Source organism: Variovorax sp. OV700 (assembly GCF_900099805.1).
In the GTDB taxonomy this organism is placed as follows: domain Bacteria; phylum Pseudomonadota; class Gammaproteobacteria; order Burkholderiales; family Burkholderiaceae_C; genus Variovorax.
In genome coordinates this window covers 87,808-106,290 of the sequence record NZ_FNDR01000018.1, presented here as the reverse complement: position 1 = coordinate 106,290, position 18,483 = coordinate 87,808, and the positions used below count along the sequence as shown (strand labels likewise).

The following is an 18,483-nucleotide window of genomic DNA, read 5'->3' as shown; positions in this document are numbered from 1 at the left end:
AAAACGCCCGATGAAGTTCATCGGGCGTCTCTGGCCGGCTGGATCAAGCCGGTTATATGTCCTTCATAGGTGTCAACCTATGGCAGGACGGGTCAGCGAGAAGCGGAGGAAACGGTCAGCCCTTCACCTCGAGCTGATTGTTCACCGAGGTCACTCCCTGCACACCCTTGGCAATCTCCTCGGCCCGCGCCTTGGCGGCGGCATTGGGGGCGGGCCCCTTGAGGCTCACGACGCCGCCCTTGGTGTCGACGTCGATCTTGGTTGCGCTCAGGTCCGGATCCTTCGCAAGGCCGGCGGAAACCGATGAGGTGATCGCGGCGTCGTCCACCGTTTTGCTCATGGCGGTGCCCGCGCTCTTGGCAGCGTCTTTCAGGTTGGCCATTCCTTCCTTGACCTCGGCGGTGGCGCCGGAGGCGTCGATCTTGGCCTTGGCGTCCCGGACGGCTTCTCCAGTCTTGGCGGCAGCGGTATCGGCAGCCTTCTCGGTCTTCGAGATGGCACTGTCGAGCTTTTCGCCGGCCGTGCGGTTGTCTGACCTGTCGCATGCGGCGAGCGTCAGTGCGGCGCCGGCCAGCAATACGTAAAGCCATGTGCGCGGATACGCCACAGCGGTGGTTTGTCGAGTCTTGTTCATTTGAAATCCTCCAGGTCGCTCGGAGGGAGCGGGAAAAAAGGCATGGCCACGGCAGTGGCCGCCTCCACTCTAGCTTTCGTGCAGGCCAACCAGGGGGTAGCCGGCGGCCCGAAATCCTGTAGGACAGGAAAGGTCAAGCCGTGACGATCCAGCCTTCGAGCGGATCGAATTGCTCCGGCAGGCCATAGCCCGGCCCGGGTGTGGAAGCGCGCTGTGCACTCCAGGCCGCCTGCACCAGGCAAAGCACCGCATCGATGTGGTCGCCGCGGGCGTCGTTCAGCAATTCGGTGCGCTGCGCACCGCTCACCAGCAGCCGGAGGCCCAGCCGCGAAGCACCTGCTTCGAGCGCGGCGAGCAAGTCGCCTCGTGCCGCCAGTCGCTCAGGGGTCTGCTTGGCCAGCTCGTCGCTCTTGTAGCTACGGCGCCCGATCAGCTCGCGCGCCAGCAGTCCCGGATAGGCCTCCAGCGCCACGCGGTTCCGGTTGCCGCCAGTGTGCAGGCCCGGCAGGCTCGCGCCCGCGGCCAGCAGCGGTGGCACGCCCGCATGAAGCATGAAGGCGACGGGCGGGTTGACCCATTTCATCGACGGGCTCGAACCGGCGGGCGCGTCGGTCGCCCGGTGCGCGAACTTGCCGCCGACCGGCCGGGCCGCGCAGAAGGCGGCAAAGGTGGCACGGATGTCGGCACGGCGGAGGCTGGCGTAGTGGGCCATGAGCGGGCCCCACTCTTGCGGCCAGCGCAGATGCTCGACCAGCTCGCGCGGAAGGCCGAACGGAAAATCGAAGCCGCCGATCCATTCAGGCTCGGTGCGCAGCCACCGGGCCCAGGCATCGAGGGTCGTGAAGCGCTGCAGGCCTGTCAGCGCCAAGGTGCCCGCATCACCCGAGCTGCCCGGGCTGCCCATCGCCACGACGATCGGTTTGCGTGGCGTGGGTGCGCATGAAAAATCGCAACCGATGAGCAGCATCGCGCCAGCCCTCACCCCAGTGCGAGCGCCACCACGCCGGCGGCGATGAATGCGGCGCCCAGCAGGCGCAGCAGGCGGTCACCCTCACGCAGCAGATGGCCGCCGATCAGCGCTGCGAAGAGCATCGAAACCTCGCGTGCCGGCGCGACGTGCGAAATGGGCGCCTGCTGCACCGCATAGAGCACCAGCACGTAGGAGACCGGACTGATCGCGGCCACCAGCAGCGCGTACTTCCATTGCGCGCGCCACATGCGCGCGGTCGTGGCGCGGTCGTGCAGCGCCGCGGGCAGCAACAGGCCCACCCGCACGAAGTTGCCGAAGTAGTCGAGCAGGATCGGCGACATCGCCAGGAATTTGACCGCGTAGCTGTCGGCCACCGTGTAGGCTGCGATGAAGGCCCCGGTCAGCACGCCGTAGCGAATGCCTTTCTTCACCCGTTCGCGCTGGACCGGGTCGTGCTTCTTTCGCCACAGGCCCGGTCCGCCCGCCACCAGGAAGACGCCGAGCACCACGCCGGCAATGCCCGCGACGCCCGTCAGGCTGATGCGTTCGCCAAGGAACAGGATCGCGACCAGCGACGACAGCAGCGGGCCCGAGCCGCGCGCCAGCGGATAGACCACCGTGAGGTCGGACTTGCGGTAGCCGCGCAGCAGGATGACGTAGTAGAAGACGTGCAGCACGCCGCTCAGCACGATGAATCCCCACTCCGTGTAACCCCATCCCGGCACCACGCTCCATCCCAGTGCGATGCCCACGGGCGCCCACACGACGGCCATGAGCACGCCGCTCTGGAAAGCGAAGCGCGCATCGCCGTTCGCCTTCTTGGCGGCGATGTTCCAGCTGGCGTGGATGATCCCGGCGAGCAGGATCAGCGCAAAGGCGGAAAGCGGCACCCCGACTACAAGCTACGCGCGATCGAGCGCCGCTGGGCCGCCCCAAGGCGCGAGCGGCCCCCTGGGGGGGCAGCGAGGACACGAAGTGCCGAGCGTGGGGGCACGTGACCGCGCCGCCGGGCCGCCCCAAGGCGCGAGCGGCCCCCTCGGGGGGCAGCGAGGACACGAAGTGCCGAGCGTGGGGGCACGTGCTAGTGGCGACCGACGATGGCGGCGGTGGCCATCAGTTCTTCGAGCAGCGCCAGCGAGACCTTGCCCGACACCGCGTACGGATTGAGCTCGGGCTTTTCCGAATACTTGAGCAGGGTCGAGGCATTGAGCTTGGAGAGATTGACCTGCCCCATGGTCCAGCCGCCGAAGCGGCGCTCGGAAATTTCTTCGTAGTGCAGCAGCACCACGTCCTTGTGGCGCGCGTCGCGCTGGATGTGGCCGTACAGCTCGCTGATGGCCGTGCGGCCGCCTTCGATGGCCTGCAGGAAGGTACCGGCGCCATAACAAAGAATGCCGGTGATGCCGCAGGACGTGTTGTGCGCGCGCGATTGCGCAAGGATGGCTTCGACCGCCTCGGGGCTATTGTCCACGGCGCGGCTGGCGTAGAGAAGTCTCACGAGCATGTTCAGCTCCTTCTCGGCAGGAGGGAAAGAAATTCGCGGCGCAAGCTCGGATCCTTGAGGAACACGCCGCGCATCACGGAGTTGATCATCTTGCTGTCCATTTCCTTCACGCCGCGCCAGGCCATGCAGAAATGCTCGGCTTCCATCACCAGCGCCAAGCCGTCGGGCTGCGTCTTTTCCTGGATCAGGTCGGCCAATTGCACCACGGCTTCTTCCTGGATCTGCGGACGGCCCATGACCCATTCGGCCAGGCGGGCGTACTTGGACAGGCCGATGACGTTGGTGTGCTCGTTCGGCATGATGCCGATCCACAGCTTGCCGATGATCGGGCAGAAGTGGTGCGAGCAGGCGCTGCGCACGGTGATCGGGCCGACGATCATCAGCTCGTTCAGATGCTCGGCATTCGGAAACTCGGTGAGCGAAGGCGGCGCCACGTAGCGGCCCTTGAACACTTCGTTGAGGTACATCTTGGCCACCCGGCGCGCGGTGTTGCCGGTGTTGTGGTCGTTCTCGAGATCGATCACCAGGCTTTCGAGCACGCCCTTCATCTTGACCTCGACCTCGTCGAGCAAGGACTCGAGCTCGCCCGGCGCGATGAACTCGGCGATGTTGTCGTTGGCGTTGAAGCGCTTGCGCGCGGCCGTCAGGCGCTCGCGGATCTTCACCGAGACGGGTGTGCCCTCGTCGTCATTGTTGCCATCAGGGCGCGGTTCCACGTCGGTTTTCCTCAGCATCCGCGCATGGTAGCAGCGAACGCATTTGGGCTGCCGGGGCGGGAGAAGCGGTGCACCGGATGCAAAGCCCGCCGGATCGGCCTCAGCCCAGTGTGAAATCGGCCACCAGCGGCAGGTGGTCGGACATGCGAGCCCAGATCGGGCCCCGCGGCACCGAGCATGCGGCCGGCTCGAGCTGCCGCGCGTAGATGAAATCAAGCTGTGCCACGGGCAGGCGCGAAGGATAGGTGAGCGTCGGCGGGCCGCGCAGGTCGCTGGTGTCGCGCAGGCCCATGGCGTTCATGGCGTGGCGCATGCGCGCGCCCCAGTCATTGAAGTCGCCCGCGACGACCACCGCCTCGCCCGCCGGCACTTCGCGCTCGATGAACTCGCGCAGCCGCGCCACCTGCCGCACGCGGCTGCCCTTGATGAGCCCCAGATGCACCACGATCGCATGCACCGGCCGTTCCTCGAATTCGATGACGACGTGCAGCAGCCCGCGCTGCTCGAAGCGGTGGTCCGATATGTCCTGGTGTCCGGTACGGATCACCGGCCAGCGGGTGAGCAATGCGTTGCCATGTTCCCCGTGGCGCGTGACGGCGTTGGTTTCGTAGACGGCGGTGTAGCCCTCGGGCGCCAGAAAATCGGCCTGCGGCATCTCGGGCCAGCGCGCAAAACGCGCCTGAGCCTGCCGGTTCATCTTGCGCACCTCTTGCAGGCAGATGATGTCGGCGTCGAGCTGCTCGATCGCGTGCCCCAGGTTATGGATCTCGAGGCGCCGGGCAGGCCCGATGCCTTGCACACCCTTGTGGATGTTGTAGGTCGCGACCCGAAGCGTGTGTGCCGGCAGGTTCATCGCGCAAATTCTGGCAGCAACAGAATGGCTTCGGCATTCGATGGGGAAAAACACGCATCGGCGGCCTCGCGGTAGGGCAGCCATTTCCAGGCCGTGTGCTCGCGGGGGTGGAGCGTGGGCACCACGCGCTCGGGCACGCAGAGTCCGAAGAGATGCTCGGTGTTGTGCGTGATGCCGGGCTCGTAGCGAGCACGCCAGCCGGGATAGATTTCGTAGACGTTGCGCAGCTGCCAGTCGACCAGCCGGGCCGCCAGCGGGCTGCCCTCCCCGCACTGGATACCGGTTTCTTCGGCCACTTCGCGCGCCGCAGTGAGCACAAGCGGCTCGTCGAGCACGTCCTTGCTGCCCGTGACCGACTGCCAGAACTCATGGGCATCGGCGCGCCGGATCAGCAGCACCTCGAGCGCCGGGGTGTGAATGACGACCAGCACCGACTCCGGAATCTTCCAGGGCCGGTCGATGGTCGTCATGGGCGCATCAGGCGGGCTGCTGGACGTTGCGCAGCCGGATGTGCAGCTCGCGCAGCTGCTTTTCGTCGACCGGGCTTGGCGCCTGCGTGAGCAGGTCTTGCGCGCGCTGGGTCTTGGGGAAGGCAATCACGTCGCGGATCGACTCGGCGCCGGTCATGAGCATGACCAGGCGATCAAGGCCGATGGCGATGCCGCCGTGCGGCGGTGCGCCATATTGCAGCGCGTCGAGCAGGAAGCCGAACTTGAGCTGCGCGTCCTCTGCGTTGATCTTGAGCGCGCGGAACACCTTGCTCTGCACTTCCTCACGGTGGATACGCACCGAGCCGCCGCCCATCTCGATACCGTTGAGCACCATGTCGTAGGCCTTGGCAATGCACTTCTCGGGCGCGGTGTCCATGAGGTCTTCATGACCGTCCTTGGGTGCGGTGAACGGATGGTGCACGGCCGACCAGCGCTGGCCTTCCTCGTCGAACTCGAACATCGGGAAGTCCACCACCCACAGCGGCGCCCAGCGGTCGTCGAACAGGCCGCTCTTCTTGCCGAAGGCGCTGTGGCCGATCTTCACGCGCAGCGCGCCGATGGCGTCGTTGACGACCTTTTCCTTGTCGGCACCGAAGAACAGGATGTCGCCGTTGCGGGCACCCGTGCGGGCAATGATCTCGGCCAGCGCCGCGTCGTCGAGGTTCTTGACGATCGGGCTCTGCAGGCCTTCGCGGCCGGCCTGCGCGTCATTGACCTTGATGTAGGCCAGGCCCTTGGCACCGTAGATCTTGACGAACTCCTGGTAGGCGTCGATCTCGCCGCGAGAGAGGCCGCCCTCTGCACCGCCGCCCGGCACGCGCAGCGCGACGACACGGCCGCCCTTCATGGTGGCGGCGTTCGAGAACACCTTGAACTCGACGCGCTTCATGAGCTCGGTGAGTTCGGTGAATTCGAGCTTCACGCGCAGGTCGGGCTTGTCGGAGCCGTACTTGAACATCGCGTCGGCATAGCTCATGGTCGGGAACACCGGCAGGTCGATGCTCGCGGCATTGCGGAACACGGTGCGGATCATGCCCTCGAACATCTCGCGGATTTCTTCTTCGGCGAGGAACGAGGTCTCGATGTCGATCTGCGTGAACTCGGGCTGGCGGTCGGCGCGCAGGTCTTCGTCGCGGAAGCACTTCACGATCTGGTAGTAGCGGTCGTAGCCGGCCACCATCAGCAGCTGCTTGAAGAGCTGGGGCGACTGCGGCAGCGCGAAGAAGCTGCCGTCATGCACGCGGCTGGGCACCAGATAGTCGCGCGCACCTTCGGGCGTCGACTTGCCGAGCATCGGTGTCTCGATGTCGATGAAGCCGTTGGCGTCGAGGAACTTGCGCGTCTCCATCGTCACCTTGTAGCGCAGCATCATGTTGCGCTGCATGGCCGGGCGGCGCAGGTCGAGCACACGGTGTGTGAGGCGGGTGGTTTCGCTGAGGTTGTCGTCGTCCAGCAGGAACGGCGGCGTGACCGACGGATTCAGCACCTTGAGCTCGTGGCACAGCACTTCGATCTTGCCGCTCTTGAGCTGGTCGTTGGTGGTGCCTTCGGGGCGCGAACGCACCAGGCCGGTGATCTGCACGCAGAACTCGTTGCGCAGGTTCTCGGCCACGGCGAAGGTGGAGGCGCGATCGGGGTCGCACACCACCTGCACGTAGCCTTCGCGGTCGCGCACGTCGACGAAGATCACGCCGCCATGGTCGCGGCGGCGGTTGACCCAGCCGCACAGGGTAACGGTTTGGCCCATCAGGGCTTCGGTCACAAGACCGCAATAGTGAGTACGCATGGCCATATCTTGGATTCCAGCGCCGCGAAGGCGCGTTTTCTACTTGTTCGCGAGGGACGAAGGGCCGCCGGGAACGACCACCCCCATCGAGACGATGTACTTGAGCGCTTCGTCCACGCTCATCTTGAGTTCGATGCAGTCGCTGCGCTTGAGCATCACGAAATAACCGCCCGTGGGATTGGGCGTGGTCGGTACGTAGACGCTGAGGTAGTCGCCGCCGCCCAGGTGCTCGACCACGTCACCGCCGGGCGTGCCGGTAACAAAGGCGATGGTCCAGACCCCCTCGCGCGGCCACTGCACCAGCACGGCCGTCCGGAAGGCATTGCCGTTCTCGGAAAAGAGCGTGTCAGAGACCTGCTTGACGCTCGAATAGATCGAGCGGACGACGGGGATGCGCCGCACCACCGCGTCGCCCCAGCCGAGCAGGCGCTTGCCCACGAAATTGCTCGCGGTGGCGCCCACGCCCAGCAGGATGCCCAGCGTGAGCAGCACGCCGAGCCCGCGCACGTTGTTGTCGTACAGCCATTTCTGCCAGACCGACGGCAGCACCCAGAGCGTCTGGTCCAGCGTGTCGATGATCCACTTCAGCACCGCCAGGGTGATGAACAGCGGAACGATCACCAGCAAGCCGGAAAACAGCCATTTGCGCAGGGCGAGCATGGTGTGTGTTCTCAGGCGCCCTTGGCGGCTGCTGCAGGGGCTGGCGCCGGAGCAGGACTCGGCGCGGGGGCAGGCGCAGGGCTCGAAGCTTCCGCGGTCTTGGCGGCTGGGGCTGGCGCGGCGGCGGAGTCGCCATTGGCCGCTGCCGGGGCCGTTGCGGGCTCAGCCTTCTTGCCGCCGCCATCGCGAAAATCGGTTACATACCAGCCAGAACCCTTGAGCTGGAAGCCTGCAGCGGTGACTTGCTTCTCGAACGCACTCGCGCCGCACGTCGGGCACACCGTGAGCGGCGCATCGGACATTTTTTGCAGGGCGTCCTTGGCAAAGCCGCAGGCGCTGCACTTGTAGGCGTAAATGGGCATTGGAATTGAGTGGAAAAGCAGCGCGAACTCGGCGCAAAGGCCTGACTAGGGCCTGGGAAAGGCCGCTCGCAAAGCCCTCGATTATAAGGGCCGCCCCGCCAACAGACGCGTCTTCAGGCCGGTTCAGTGGCCAGCAGCCGGTGTGGCGTGCGGGTATTGGCCACCCACTGCGGCGCAAGCGATCCGGCCACCATGCCGGTGAACGAGGCGAGCACCCCGGCCAGTTGGGCCGGAAATGCCGTGCCCCAGGGCATCGACAGGAACAGCAGCCAGACACCGATGCCGAACACGATCGAGGCGACGGCGCCCTGCGTGGTGGCGCGGCGCCAGTACAGCCCGCACACCAGCGGCACAAAAGCGCCGACCAGCGGCACCTGGTAGGCGCCCGACACCAGTTCGTAGATGGGCGTGCCCTGCATGCGGATGGCGTAGGCCAGCACGGCCGCGCTGAAGACCAGGACGGTGATGCGCATGGTCATGAGATTCTGGCGGTCGGTTCCCGCGGGCCGGAACTGGCGCCAGATGTTCTCGGTGAACGTGACGCTCGGCGCCAGCAAGGTGGCCGAGGCGGTTGACTTGATGGCCGACAGCAACGCGCCGAAGAACAGCACCTGCATTACAAAGGGCATCTTCTCCAGCACCAGCGTGGGCAGCACCTTCTGCGGATCTTCCTTCAGCAGCGCGGCGGTCTGCTCCGGCATGATCAGGAGCGCACTCGCCACCAGGAACATGGGGACGGAGGCGAACAGGATGTACGCGACCCCGCCGATGACAGGGCCGCGCGTGGCGGCCTTGGCGCTGTTGGCCGACATGACGCGCTGGAACACATCCTGCTGCGGAATGGAGCCCAGCATCATCGTGATGGCCGCGGCAAAGAAAAACACCATGTCGTGCCAGTTGGGCTCGGGCCAGAACTTGAAGAGATCCTTGCTGACCGCGAAGGCCACCACCTTGTCGGCACCGCCGGCCATGTTGCCGGCGAACACGGCAATGATGGCCAGCCCCGAGACGAGGATGATCATCTGGATGAAGTCGGTCACCGCCACCGACCACATGCCGCCGAACAGGGTGTAGGCCAGGATCGAGACGACGCCGATCACCATGCCCATCGGAATGCTGATGGCACCGGCAGAGAGCACGTTGAACACCAGCCCCAGTGCCGTGACCTGCGCCGACACCCAGCCCAGGTAGCTCAGCATGATGATGAGCGAGCAGGCCACCTCGACGCCGCGGCCATAGCGCTCGCGGTAGTAGTCGCTGATGGTCAAAAGCGTCATGCGGTAGAGCTTGCCCGCGAAGAACAGCCCCACCAGGATCAGGCAGGTGCCCGCGCCGAAGGGGTCTTCGATCACCCCGTTCAGGCCGCCTTCGATGAACTTGGCCGGGATGCCCAGCACCGTTTCGGACCCGAACCAGGTCGCGAAGGTGGTGGTCACGATCATGTAGAGCGGCAGATGCCGCCCGGCGATCGCGAAGTCGGTGGTGTTCTTCACCCGCTTGGCGGCGTAGAGGCCGATCGCGATGGTGACCAGCAGATAAACGACAACCAGCGTCAACAGCACGGGGACTCTCCTCTAGAACAACTTCACGCGCACCAGCACTTGCATGGCGAGCAACCCCAATACAAATCCCATGCCACCATAGAGAATGGCCTGCAGCAACCGGTTGGTGCGCTTCTGCGCGGCCAGCAGCTCCAGCAGCTCGCGGCGGTGGTCGGCGGGCCGATTTTCTAGGAAATCGTGCAGCAGGCGCGGCAATTGCGGCAGCAATTTTGCATAGCGCGGCGCCTCGGCCTTGAGCTGCTCGAACAGCTTCCTGGGCCCGATCTGGTCGACCATCCACTTCTCGAGAAACGGCTTTGCGGTATGCCAGAGGTCGAGCTCGGGGTCGAGCTGGCGGCCCAACCCCTCGATATTGAGCAGGGTTTTCTGCAACAACACCAGCTGCGGCTGGATCTCGACGTGGAAGCGGCGCGAGGTCTGGAACAGACGCATCAGCACCATGCCGAGCGAGATTTCCCGCAGCGGCCGATCGAAGTACGGTTCGCAAACGGTGCGTATCGCCGCTTCCAGCTCGTCGATGCGGGTGCCTTCGGGCACCCAGCCGCTTTCAAGGTGAAGCTCGGCCACGCGCTTGTAGTCGCGCCGGAAAAAGGCCACGAAGTTCTGCGCGAGGTATTCCTTGTCGGACTCGGTCAGCGTGCCGATGATCCCGAAGTCGAGCGAAATGTAGCGCCCGAAGGTCTCGGGCTCGAGGCTCACCTGGATGTTGCCCGGGTGCATGTCGGCGTGAAAGAAGCCGTCGCGAAACACCTGCGTGAAGAAGATCGTGACACCGTCACGCGCCAGCTTGGGAATGTCGACGCCAGCCGCACGCAAGCGGTCGAGCTGGGCAATGGGCACGCCATTCATGCGTTCCATCACGATCACCTCGGGATGGCAGAAGTCCCAGAACATCTCCGGGATCAGCACCAGGTCGAGTTCGACCATGTTGCGGCGCAGCTGGGCAGCGTTGGCCGCTTCGCGCACCAGGTCGAGCTCGTCGTGCAGGTACTTGTCGAACTCGCCCACCACCTCGCGCGGCTTCAGGCGCTTGCCGTCGGGCGAGAGCTTCTCGACCCAGCCGGCCATCATGGCCATGAGCGCCAGGTCTTTCTCGATCACGCCGCGCATGTTGGGGCGCAGCACCTTGACCGCGACCTCGCGCACCTCGCCCTCGTTGGTGCGAATGGTCGCAAAGTGCACCTGAGCGATCGACGCGCTGGCGATCGGCGTCTCGTCGAACTGCACGAACACGTCACCCACGGGACGGCGGAAGGCGCGCTCGATGGTGGCAATGGCCACGGACGAGGGGAACGGCGGCACGCGGTCCTGCAGGAACGCGAGCTCGTCGGCAATGTCGGGCGGCAGCAGGTCGCGCCGGGTGGACAGCACCTGGCCGAACTTGACGAAGATCGGGCCCAGCCTTTCGAGCGCCTCACGCAGCCGCTGACCGCGGGGCGCATCGAGGTTGCGGCCGATGGAGACGACGCGCGCCACCACGCGCAGCCAGGGTTTCTGGAAGCTCGTGAGCACGAGTTCGTCCAGGCCGTAGCGCAGCGCGACCAAGACGATGAAAAGCCCGCGGTAGAAGCGCCTCATTCGGGCGTGCTCGCCGAGCCAGCCGACGAACCGCCGGCCTGCTGGGGCTTGCGATCGCCGACGAACTGGCGCAGTGCGCCCACGACCCGGCGCGCGCCATTGGCAATGGTGTGTGCCGGCACGTCGCCGACCACGCGGGCGAGGTCGTCCTCGACATCCCAGCGCACGTGGTCGACCAGCCAGTTGACCTCGGCCGCGAGTTGCACGTCGCCGATGATCTGCACCGAAGGCTTGCCGCCGCGCAGCGTGGCACGGGCCAGCTCGAAGGGGGATTCGTCGGTGACGGTGAGCGTGAGCTCGGGCACCGATCCGGCAGGCGCCAGATCGAGAAGGCCGGCGGGCGTGGCCACCAGCTCCATCGTCACGAAGCGCCACTGGAATCGCACCACCCGCCCCTGCTGGCGGAGCAGCCGCTGCTGGGCCTCGGGCTCCTGCTGCAGCACATGGTTCAGAAACAGCACCGCGCGATGCTGGATCTCGTGCACCGCCCAGGCGGGCGGCTGCAGGCGCTCGCCGATGCGGTTGAACAGGTCGTCGAGAAAAGAAAATGGGGACGATGGTGTGGCCATGTCCCCATTATCGGTTCTGCAGACGGCCTCCCGGCCGCCCGAATGCGCTTACTGCAGCGCTTGCACGCCCGCCACCAGCCAGCCGCTGGTGCCGCTGGTGGGCTTGGTCATGTTCCAGACTTCGCGGAACGGGCCCGGGCCGGCGGAAGCGTCTTCGCGGATCATGCCGGAGAACTCCACGCTCGCCATGTAGACGTCGGCCAGTTCCTCGATGCCCAGCAGCTTGGCGTCGAGCATCACGACTTCGGTCTTGTTCGAGGCGCCGCCGGTGTGGCTGGCGCGATCGGCCAGCTGGGTGCGGATCTCGTCGACCATGCCGTCGGTCATCATCGAGCGCAGGGTCGTGACGTCGGCGCGGTCCCATGCGTCCTGCAGGGTCACGAAGTTGCGCTTGGCGGCGCTGAGGAAGCCGTCCACGTCGAAGCCGACCGGAATGCCCCACGACTGCGAACCCGACAGCGCCGAGCCGATCATGCTGCCGCCGGCCGCCGCACCTGCCGCGGAAAGGCTGCTGCCATGCCGCTCGTCGGTGTGTGCGGGCGTGGCGTCGAAAGCGCTCGTGTTGCGCTCCCAGGGCCGGGCGGACGCATCATTGCCGACATTGTTCGGGCTGTACTGCGCGGGGGAGCTGGCATTCGCCGGGTTACCCGCGCCTTCGAATGCGAAGCCGCCCGGGCGGTTGGCACCCGACGAGGCTGCCGAACGCGCCTTGAACATGCGCCAGACGAACAACGCGGCCATCACGAGCAGCCCGATCAACAGGATGTTGGCAAACCCGGCCCCAAGGCCCAGCGAACTCGCGAGCCAGGCCAGACCCAAGCCGGCGGCGAGGCCGCCGAGCATGGCGCCCCATGGACGCTTCGGAGCCGCGGCGGCGGGTGCCGGCGTGGCGGGCTTCGGCGCTGCGTTGGTTGCGCTTTGCTGCGTGGGCGCGGTGGGCGATGCGGATTCGCGCTGCGTCACGTTGGACGACTGGCGGCCGACCGACTTGCCGCCGCCGATGCGTGCTGCATCGGCTTGCACGCTGACCAGGGCCAGCACGCAGGCCAGGAACAAAGAACTCAAACTTTTCATGTCGTCTCCTCTTTTGAGCGAAGAATTCGCGTCATCAACACTTGATTCCAACATGAAGGGCAACCACGCCACCCGTCATGTTGTGATAGTCCACATGCCCGAAACCGCCCTCTTTCATGAGGGTCTTGAGTTCGTCCTGCGCGGGATGCATCCGGATGGATTCGGCCAGGTAGCGATAGCTCGCATCGTCGCCCGCCACCAGCTTGCCCAGGCGCGGCAGGACGTTGAACGAATACCAGTCGTAGGCCTTGGCGAGCGGCTTGGCGACCTTCGAGAACTCGAGCACCAGGAGCTTGCCGCGCGGCTTGAGCACGCGGTTCATCTCCTTCAGCGCCATGTTCTTGTGCGTCATGTTGCGAAGGCCGAATGCCACGGTCACCACGTCGAAATGGTCGCTCGGGAACGGCAGCTTCTCCGCGTCGCAGACCAGCGTGGGCAGCGCCACGCCGGCATCGAGCAGGCGGTCGCGGCCGGTGCGCAGCATGGCTTCGTTGATGTCTGTGTGCACCACCTGGCCGCTGGCGCCGACCTTCTTGGAGAAGGCCAGCGCGAGGTCGCCGGTGCCGCCCGCGATGTCGAGCACGCGCGAGCCTTCGCCCACGTTGGCCACCATCACGGTGTAGGCCTTCCAGGCGCGGTGCAGCCCCATCGACATCAGGTCGTTCATGAGGTCGTAACGCGTGGCGACGGAATCGAAGACGCCGCGGACACGTTGCGCTTTCTCGCTTTCGTCGACTTTTTCGAAGCCGAAGTGGGTGGTGCTCATGAGGCTGATATTAGGGCGGAAGCACACACCTCAAGAACGCGACCCTCCGAAGACGGCGGGCTTTTGTTGCTTTTTCTTCAAATAGCCGGCCGCCGCAGGACGCGCCGCGCCTGCGTGCGAGGCTATGTTTTCAGGAGCGGGCGCGTTCGCGCCGGGTCAGTGGCTGCCGCAGGCGGCACCACCCTTGTCGATCATCGGCGCATCGCGGTCGACGCCCGCCGCGGCGAGCCGGCGTTCGTACTCGGCCCAGCGCTCGACCTGTTTGGCACCGAGTTCGTACAGCAGGTCCCACGAGAAGATGCCGGTGTCGTGGCCATCGCTGAAGACCGGCTGCACTGCGTAGTTGCCCACCGGCTTCAGGTCGACCAGTTCGACGTCTCGCTTGCCGGTCTGCAGGATTTCCTGCCCGGGACCATGGCCCTGCACTTCCGCGGACGGCGAGTAGATGCGCATGAGCTCGAACGGAATGCGGAAAGTGGCACCGTCGGAAAACCCGACCTCGAGCACGCGCGACTGGCCATGCACGGTGATCGATTGCGGCGTCGGTGCGCCGGCTTGCAAACCTGCCATCAGAAGCTCCTTGTGCCCAGTCGGGCCATCATCGCACGCTCCAATTCCGGCAGGCGCGCGGACACGGAAGCCAGTTGGGCAGCACTCGCCTCGCGCTGCACCGGAGCCCAGACCGAGCCGGGAAAATGGGTGTCGCCTGCAAAGCGCGCAATCACGTGCCAATGCAAGTGCGGCACCATGTTGCCAAGCGCCGCGAGGTTGATCTTGGCCGGCGACAGATGCTCGCGCAGGCACTGCTCGACTATCGCCACCGCCTCCATGCACAGCACGCGGTCGGCGGTATCGAGATCCGAAAACTCCGCCGCATGCTCGCGCCATATCACGCGGTAGAAGGCCGGGAAGCCCGCCTCTTCGGCATGGATGACGCGAAGCTTCGCGCCTTCGAACACGATCCGGCCACCGGGGCCTTCGCAGAATGGACAGCCGGGAACCGGGCCGCCGCCGATCGTGGAGGCCATGGTCATACCAGCACCCGCTCGATCCCGCCCTGGTTGGCGGCAGCCACGTACTCGGGCATCCAGTTCTTGCCGAGAATCTTGTTGGCCATCTCGACCACGATGTAGTCGGCTTCGAGCAGGCCGTTGTTCAGGTCGTTGCCGTAGCGCGAGAGGCCTTGCAGGCAGCTCGGGCAGCTGGTCAGGATCTTGACGTTGTCCATTTCGCCGACTTGGCCGTTCGCGCGCAAGGCTGCCTCGCCCTTTTTCAGCTCTTCTTCCTTGCGGAAGCGGATCTGCGTCGAGATGTCGGGCCGCGACACGCCCAGGGTGCCCGATTCGCCGCAGCAGCGGTCGTTCTTGAGCACGTTGTCGCCGACCAGCGCCTTGACGGTCTTCATCGGGTCCTGCAGCTTCATCGGGCTGTGGCAGGGGTCGTGGTACAGATAGCCGCCACCGCCCGCATCGGCAAGCGTGATGCCTTTTTCGAGCAGGTACTCGTGAATGTCGATGATGCGGCAGCCAGGAAAGATCTTGTCGAACTGGTAGCCCTGCAGCTGGTCGTAGCAGGTTCCGCAGCTCACCACCACGGTCTTGATGTCCAGGTAGTTGAGCGTGTTGGCCACGCGGTGGAAGAGCACGCGGTTGTCGGTGATCATCTTCTCGGCCTTGTCGAACTGGCCGCTGCCGCGCTGCGGATAGCCGCAGCACAGATATCCTGGCGGCAGCACCGTTTGCACGCCGGCATGCCAGAGCATGGCCTGCGTGGCGAGGCCCACCTGCGAGAACAGCCGCTCCGACCCGCAGCCCGGAAAGTAGAACACCGCCTCGGTCTCCGACGTGGTGGCCTTCGGGTCGCGGATGATCGGCACGTAGTCGGCATCCTCGATGTCGAGCAGCGCGCGTGCCGTCTGCTTCGGCAGGTTGCCCGGCATCTTCTTGTTGATGAAGTGGATCACCTGCTCCTTGAGCGGTGCCGGGCCGAGCGTGGCCGGCGGTGCGGCGGTCTGCTTGCGGGCAAGCCCGCGCAGCAGGTCGTTCGCCAGGCGCTGCGCCTTGAAGCCGATACCCACCATGCCCGCGCGCACCGCCTTGATGGTCTGCGGATTGGTCGCGTTGAGGAAGAACATCGCCGCCGCGTTGCCGGGGCGGAAGCTCTTCTGCCCCATTTTGCGCAGCAGGTTGCGCATGTTCATCGACACGTCGCCGAAGTCGATCTTCACCGGGCACGGGGTGAGGCACTTGTGGCACACGGTGCAGTGATCGGCCACGTCCTCGAACTCTTCCCAATGCTTGATGCTGATGCCGCGCCGGGTCTGCTCTTCATACAGGAAGGCTTCGACCAGCAGCGAGGTTGCCAGGATCTTGTTGCGCGGGCTGTACAGCAGATTGGCGCGCGGCACGTGAGTGGCGCAAACCGGCTTGCACTTTCCGCAGCGCAGGCAGTCTTTCACGCTGTCGGCAATGGCGCCGATGTCGCTCTGCTGCATGATCAGCGACTCGTGACCCATGAGGCCGAAGCTCGGCGTGTAGGCGTTGGTCAAATCGGCATGCAGCTCGACGTTTTCGCCGGCGGGGGGGCGCACCAGCTTGCCCTTGTTGAAGCGGCCTTCGGGATCGACGCGCTGCTTGTAATCCATGAAGGGCTTCAGCTCTTCGTCGCTCAGGAATTCGAGCTTGGTGATGCCGATGCCGTGCTCGCCCGAAATCACGCCGTCGAGGCTGCGCGCCAGCGCCATGATGCGCACCACCGCGGCATGCGCGGTCTGCAGCATGTCGTAGTTGTCGCTGTTGACGGGAATGTTGGTGTGCACGTTGCCGTCGCCGGCATGCATGTGCAGCGCCACCCACACGCGGCCCTTGAGCACCTGCTTGTGGATGGCTACGCATTCGGCAACGATGGGCGCGAATTCGGCGCCGCTGAAGATCTCCTGCAGCGGCTGGCGCAACTGGGTCTTCCAGCTGGCGCGCAGGGTGTGGTCCTGCAGCTGCGGAAACAGCCTGTCGGCATCGCGCAGCCATTCGGCCCAGAGCGCACGCACGCTCTGCACCAGCGCCACGGCCTGCGCCACGCGGTCCTCGAGCAGCTCGGCCGCCGGAATCTCGTGCGCGTCGTCGCTCTTGCCGAGCGGCAGGTTCCCGCGCAGCAAAAAGGCTTCGAGGGCGTCGGTGAGCTCCAGCTTGTTCTTGAGCGAGAGCTCGATGTTGATGCGCTCGATGCCGTCGCTGTACTCGGCCATGCGCGGCAGCGGAATCACCACGTCTTCGTTGATTTTGAAGGCGTTGGTGTGCTTGCTGATGGCGGCCGTGCGCTTTCGGTCGAGCCAGAATTTCTTGCGCGCCTCAGGGCTGATGGCGATGAAGCCTTCGCCGCTGCGCGAATTGGCGATGCGCACCACTTCCGACGTGACCCGCGCCACGGCATCGGCGTCGTCGCCCGCGATGTCGCCGAACAGCACCATCTTCGGCAAGCCGCCGTGCTTCTTCGACTTGGTGGCGTAGCCGACTGCCTTCAGGTAGCGGTCGTCCAGATGCTCCAGGCCGGCCAGCAGTACGCCGGAGCGCTTCTGCTCGGCGAACATGAAGTCCTTGATCTCGACGATGCTGGGCACCGCATCCTTCGCGTTGCCGAAGAATTCGAGGCACACGGTGCGCGTGTGCGCCGGCATGCGGTGCACCACCCAGCGGCAGCTGGTGATGAGGCCGTCGCAGCCTTCTTTCTGGATGCCCGGCAGGCCGGAAAGGAACTTGTCGGTCACGTCCTTGCCGAGGCCTTCCTTGCGGAAGGTGCGGCCCGGAATGTCGAGTCGCTCGGTGCGCAGCTTGGTCTTGCCGTCGGCGGCGTAGTACTGCAGCTCGAACACGGCGCTCTCGACGTCGTGGATCTTGCCGAGGTTATGACCGATGCGCGTGACTTCGAGCCATTCGGCCTGCGGCGTCACCATGCGCCACGACGCCAGGTTGTCGAGCGCCGTGCCCCAGAGCACGGCCTTCTTTCCGCCCGCGTTCATCGCCACGTTGCCGCCGACGCACGAGGCCTCGGCGGAGGTCGGGTCGACCGCGAACACATAGCCCGCGCGCTCGGCGGCATCGGCCACGCGCTGCGTGACCACGCCCGCCTCGGTCCAGACAGTGGCCACGGGCGCATCGAGGCCGGGCAGCGAGACCATCTCGACCTCGGTCATGGCCTCGAGTTTCTCGGTGTTGATGACCACGCTCTTCCACGTAAGCGGAATGGCGCCGCCGGTGTAGCCGGTGCCGCCGCCGCGCGGAATGATGGTGAGCCCCAGTTCGATGCAGCCCTTGACCAGCAGGGCCATCTCGGCCTCGGTGTCGGGGCACAGCACCACGAAGGGATATTCCACGCGCCAGTCGGTGGCGTCGGTCACGTGCGACACGCGCGAGAGGCCGTCGAACTTGATGTTGTCCTTGGCCGTGAGGCGGCCCAGTACGCGCGTGGCCTTGCGGCGAAGGGCCGCCACATCGCGAAAGGCGGTGTCGAAGGCCGCGACGGCCTGGCCGACGAGGCCCGTGAGTTCGCCCACGAGCTGGTCGCGTGGCAGGTCGCTGTCGGGGGTGCGGCGCTTCTGCACCTCAGCGAGGCGGTGCCTGAGCGCATCTACCAGTTGCCCGCGGCGGCGAGGGTTGTCTAGCAGGTCGTCGACCAGGTAGGGGTTGCGCTGGACCACCCAGATGTCGCCGAGCACCTCGTAGAGCATGCGGGCCGATCGGCCGGTACGGCGCTCGGCGCGCAGGGTCTGGAGCAGTTCCCAGCCGCGCTCGCCCAACAGGCGGATCACGATCTCTCGGTCGGAAAAGCTGGTGTAGTTATAGGGGATCTCGCGCAGTCGTACAGGCTCTGCGGCCTGCGACAACAGCGTGGTCAACGCGGTCGGAGCATTCATCGGGGTGGCACCTCGGCCGGGCGCTGCGCGCCCATAGCCGGGGGTGGAG

The 18,483-nt window shown here is 65.7% G+C and carries 18 protein-coding genes; all 18 read right to left on the bottom strand.

The window, feature by feature from the left end; translation table 11 throughout:
• Nucleotides 1-115: 115 nt before the first annotated feature.
• The 18 genes from BLR24_RS28665 to BLR24_RS28575 all read right to left on the bottom strand — a co-directional run bounded on the left by BLR24_RS28665 (nt 116) and on the right by BLR24_RS28575 (nt 18,434).
• On the bottom strand, nt 116-634 hold the full coding sequence (locus BLR24_RS28665; RefSeq protein ID WP_093023807.1) for a BON domain-containing protein: 519 nt from the start codon (nt 632-634) through the stop codon (nt 116-118).
• A gap of 133 nt (nt 635-767) precedes the next feature.
• Nucleotides 768-1,601: a DUF429 domain-containing protein gene (locus tag BLR24_RS28660; RefSeq protein WP_093023823.1), complete on the bottom strand. Its 834-nt coding sequence runs from the start codon at nt 1,599-1,601 to the stop codon at nt 768-770.
• A gap of 11 nt (nt 1,602-1,612) precedes the next feature.
• The gene (locus BLR24_RS28655) at nt 1,613-2,494 is read right to left on the bottom strand and encodes a DMT family transporter (RefSeq protein ID WP_093023805.1); all 882 of its coding nucleotides are present in this window, start codon (nt 2,492-2,494) and stop codon (nt 1,613-1,615) included.
• Between the two features lie 191 nt (nt 2,495-2,685).
• Entirely contained in the window at nt 2,686-3,108 is a 423-nt protein-coding gene (locus BLR24_RS28645) for a BLUF domain-containing protein (protein ID WP_093023802.1), read from the bottom strand.
• A gap of 2 nt (nt 3,109-3,110) precedes the next feature.
• Nucleotides 3,111-3,842 carry a GTP cyclohydrolase I gene (gene folE / locus BLR24_RS28640; RefSeq protein WP_093023800.1) on the bottom strand — a complete coding sequence of 244 codons (732 nt, stop codon included), beginning with the start codon at nt 3,840-3,842 and terminating at the stop codon, nt 3,111-3,113.
• 82 nt (nt 3,843-3,924) lie between these two features.
• Nucleotides 3,925-4,677 (bottom strand): endonuclease/exonuclease/phosphatase family protein, encoded by a 753-nt coding sequence (locus BLR24_RS28635; RefSeq protein ID WP_093023798.1) that lies wholly within the window; start codon nt 4,675-4,677, stop codon nt 3,925-3,927.
• Nucleotides 4,674-5,147, bottom strand: a complete 474-nt coding sequence (gene nudB / locus BLR24_RS28630) for a dihydroneopterin triphosphate diphosphatase (protein WP_093023796.1) — start codon at nt 5,145-5,147, stop codon at nt 4,674-4,676. Before nudB ends, BLR24_RS28635 begins: the two co-directional genes overlap by 4 nt.
• A 7-nt stretch (nt 5,148-5,154) precedes the next feature.
• Entirely contained in the window at nt 5,155-6,960 is a 1,806-nt protein-coding gene (gene aspS, locus BLR24_RS28625; protein WP_093023794.1) for an aspartate--tRNA ligase, read from the bottom strand.
• Nucleotides 6,961-6,993: 33 nt separating this feature from the next.
• A complete protein-coding gene (locus BLR24_RS28620) occupies nt 6,994-7,614 on the bottom strand; it encodes a DUF502 domain-containing protein (protein ID WP_093023792.1) in 621 nt (206 codons plus the stop codon).
• Between the two features lie 11 nt (nt 7,615-7,625).
• Nucleotides 7,626-7,976, bottom strand: a complete 351-nt coding sequence (locus tag BLR24_RS28615; protein ID WP_093023790.1) for an FmdB family zinc ribbon protein — start codon at nt 7,974-7,976, stop codon at nt 7,626-7,628.
• Between the two features lie 113 nt (nt 7,977-8,089).
• A complete protein-coding gene (locus BLR24_RS28610) occupies nt 8,090-9,538 on the bottom strand; it encodes a high affinity choline transporter 1 (RefSeq protein WP_093023788.1) in 1,449 nt (482 codons plus the stop codon).
• Nucleotides 9,539-9,550: 12 nt separating this feature from the next.
• On the bottom strand, nt 9,551-11,116 hold the full coding sequence (ubiB, locus tag BLR24_RS28605; protein WP_093023786.1) for a ubiquinone biosynthesis regulatory protein kinase UbiB: 1,566 nt from the start codon (nt 11,114-11,116) through the stop codon (nt 9,551-9,553).
• Nucleotides 11,113-11,685 (bottom strand): ubiquinone biosynthesis accessory factor UbiJ, encoded by a 573-nt coding sequence (locus BLR24_RS28600; protein WP_093023784.1) that lies wholly within the window; start codon nt 11,683-11,685, stop codon nt 11,113-11,115. Before BLR24_RS28600 ends, ubiB begins: the two co-directional genes overlap by 4 nt.
• 48 nt (nt 11,686-11,733) lie before the next feature.
• The gene (locus tag BLR24_RS28595; RefSeq protein WP_093023782.1) at nt 11,734-12,759 is read right to left on the bottom strand and encodes a Tim44 domain-containing protein; all 1,026 of its coding nucleotides are present in this window, start codon (nt 12,757-12,759) and stop codon (nt 11,734-11,736) included.
• A gap of 34 nt (nt 12,760-12,793) precedes the next feature.
• A complete protein-coding gene (gene ubiE / locus BLR24_RS28590) occupies nt 12,794-13,525 on the bottom strand; it encodes a bifunctional demethylmenaquinone methyltransferase/2-methoxy-6-polyprenyl-1,4-benzoquinol methylase UbiE (protein WP_093023780.1) in 732 nt (243 codons plus the stop codon).
• 156 nt (nt 13,526-13,681) lie between these two features.
• Nucleotides 13,682-14,095: a gamma-butyrobetaine hydroxylase family protein gene (locus BLR24_RS28585; RefSeq protein WP_093023778.1), complete on the bottom strand. Its 414-nt coding sequence runs from the start codon at nt 14,093-14,095 to the stop codon at nt 13,682-13,684.
• Complete coding sequence (locus BLR24_RS28580) at nt 14,095-14,553, bottom strand: HIT family protein (protein WP_093023821.1); 459 nt, start codon at nt 14,551-14,553, stop codon at nt 14,095-14,097. The genes BLR24_RS28585 and BLR24_RS28580 overlap by 1 nt, the downstream gene beginning before the upstream one ends.
• A 2-nt stretch (nt 14,554-14,555) precedes the next feature.
• Nucleotides 14,556-18,434 (bottom strand): DUF3683 domain-containing protein, encoded by a 3,879-nt coding sequence (locus BLR24_RS28575; RefSeq protein WP_093023776.1) that lies wholly within the window; start codon nt 18,432-18,434, stop codon nt 14,556-14,558.
• Nucleotides 18,435-18,483 lie beyond the last annotated feature (49 nt).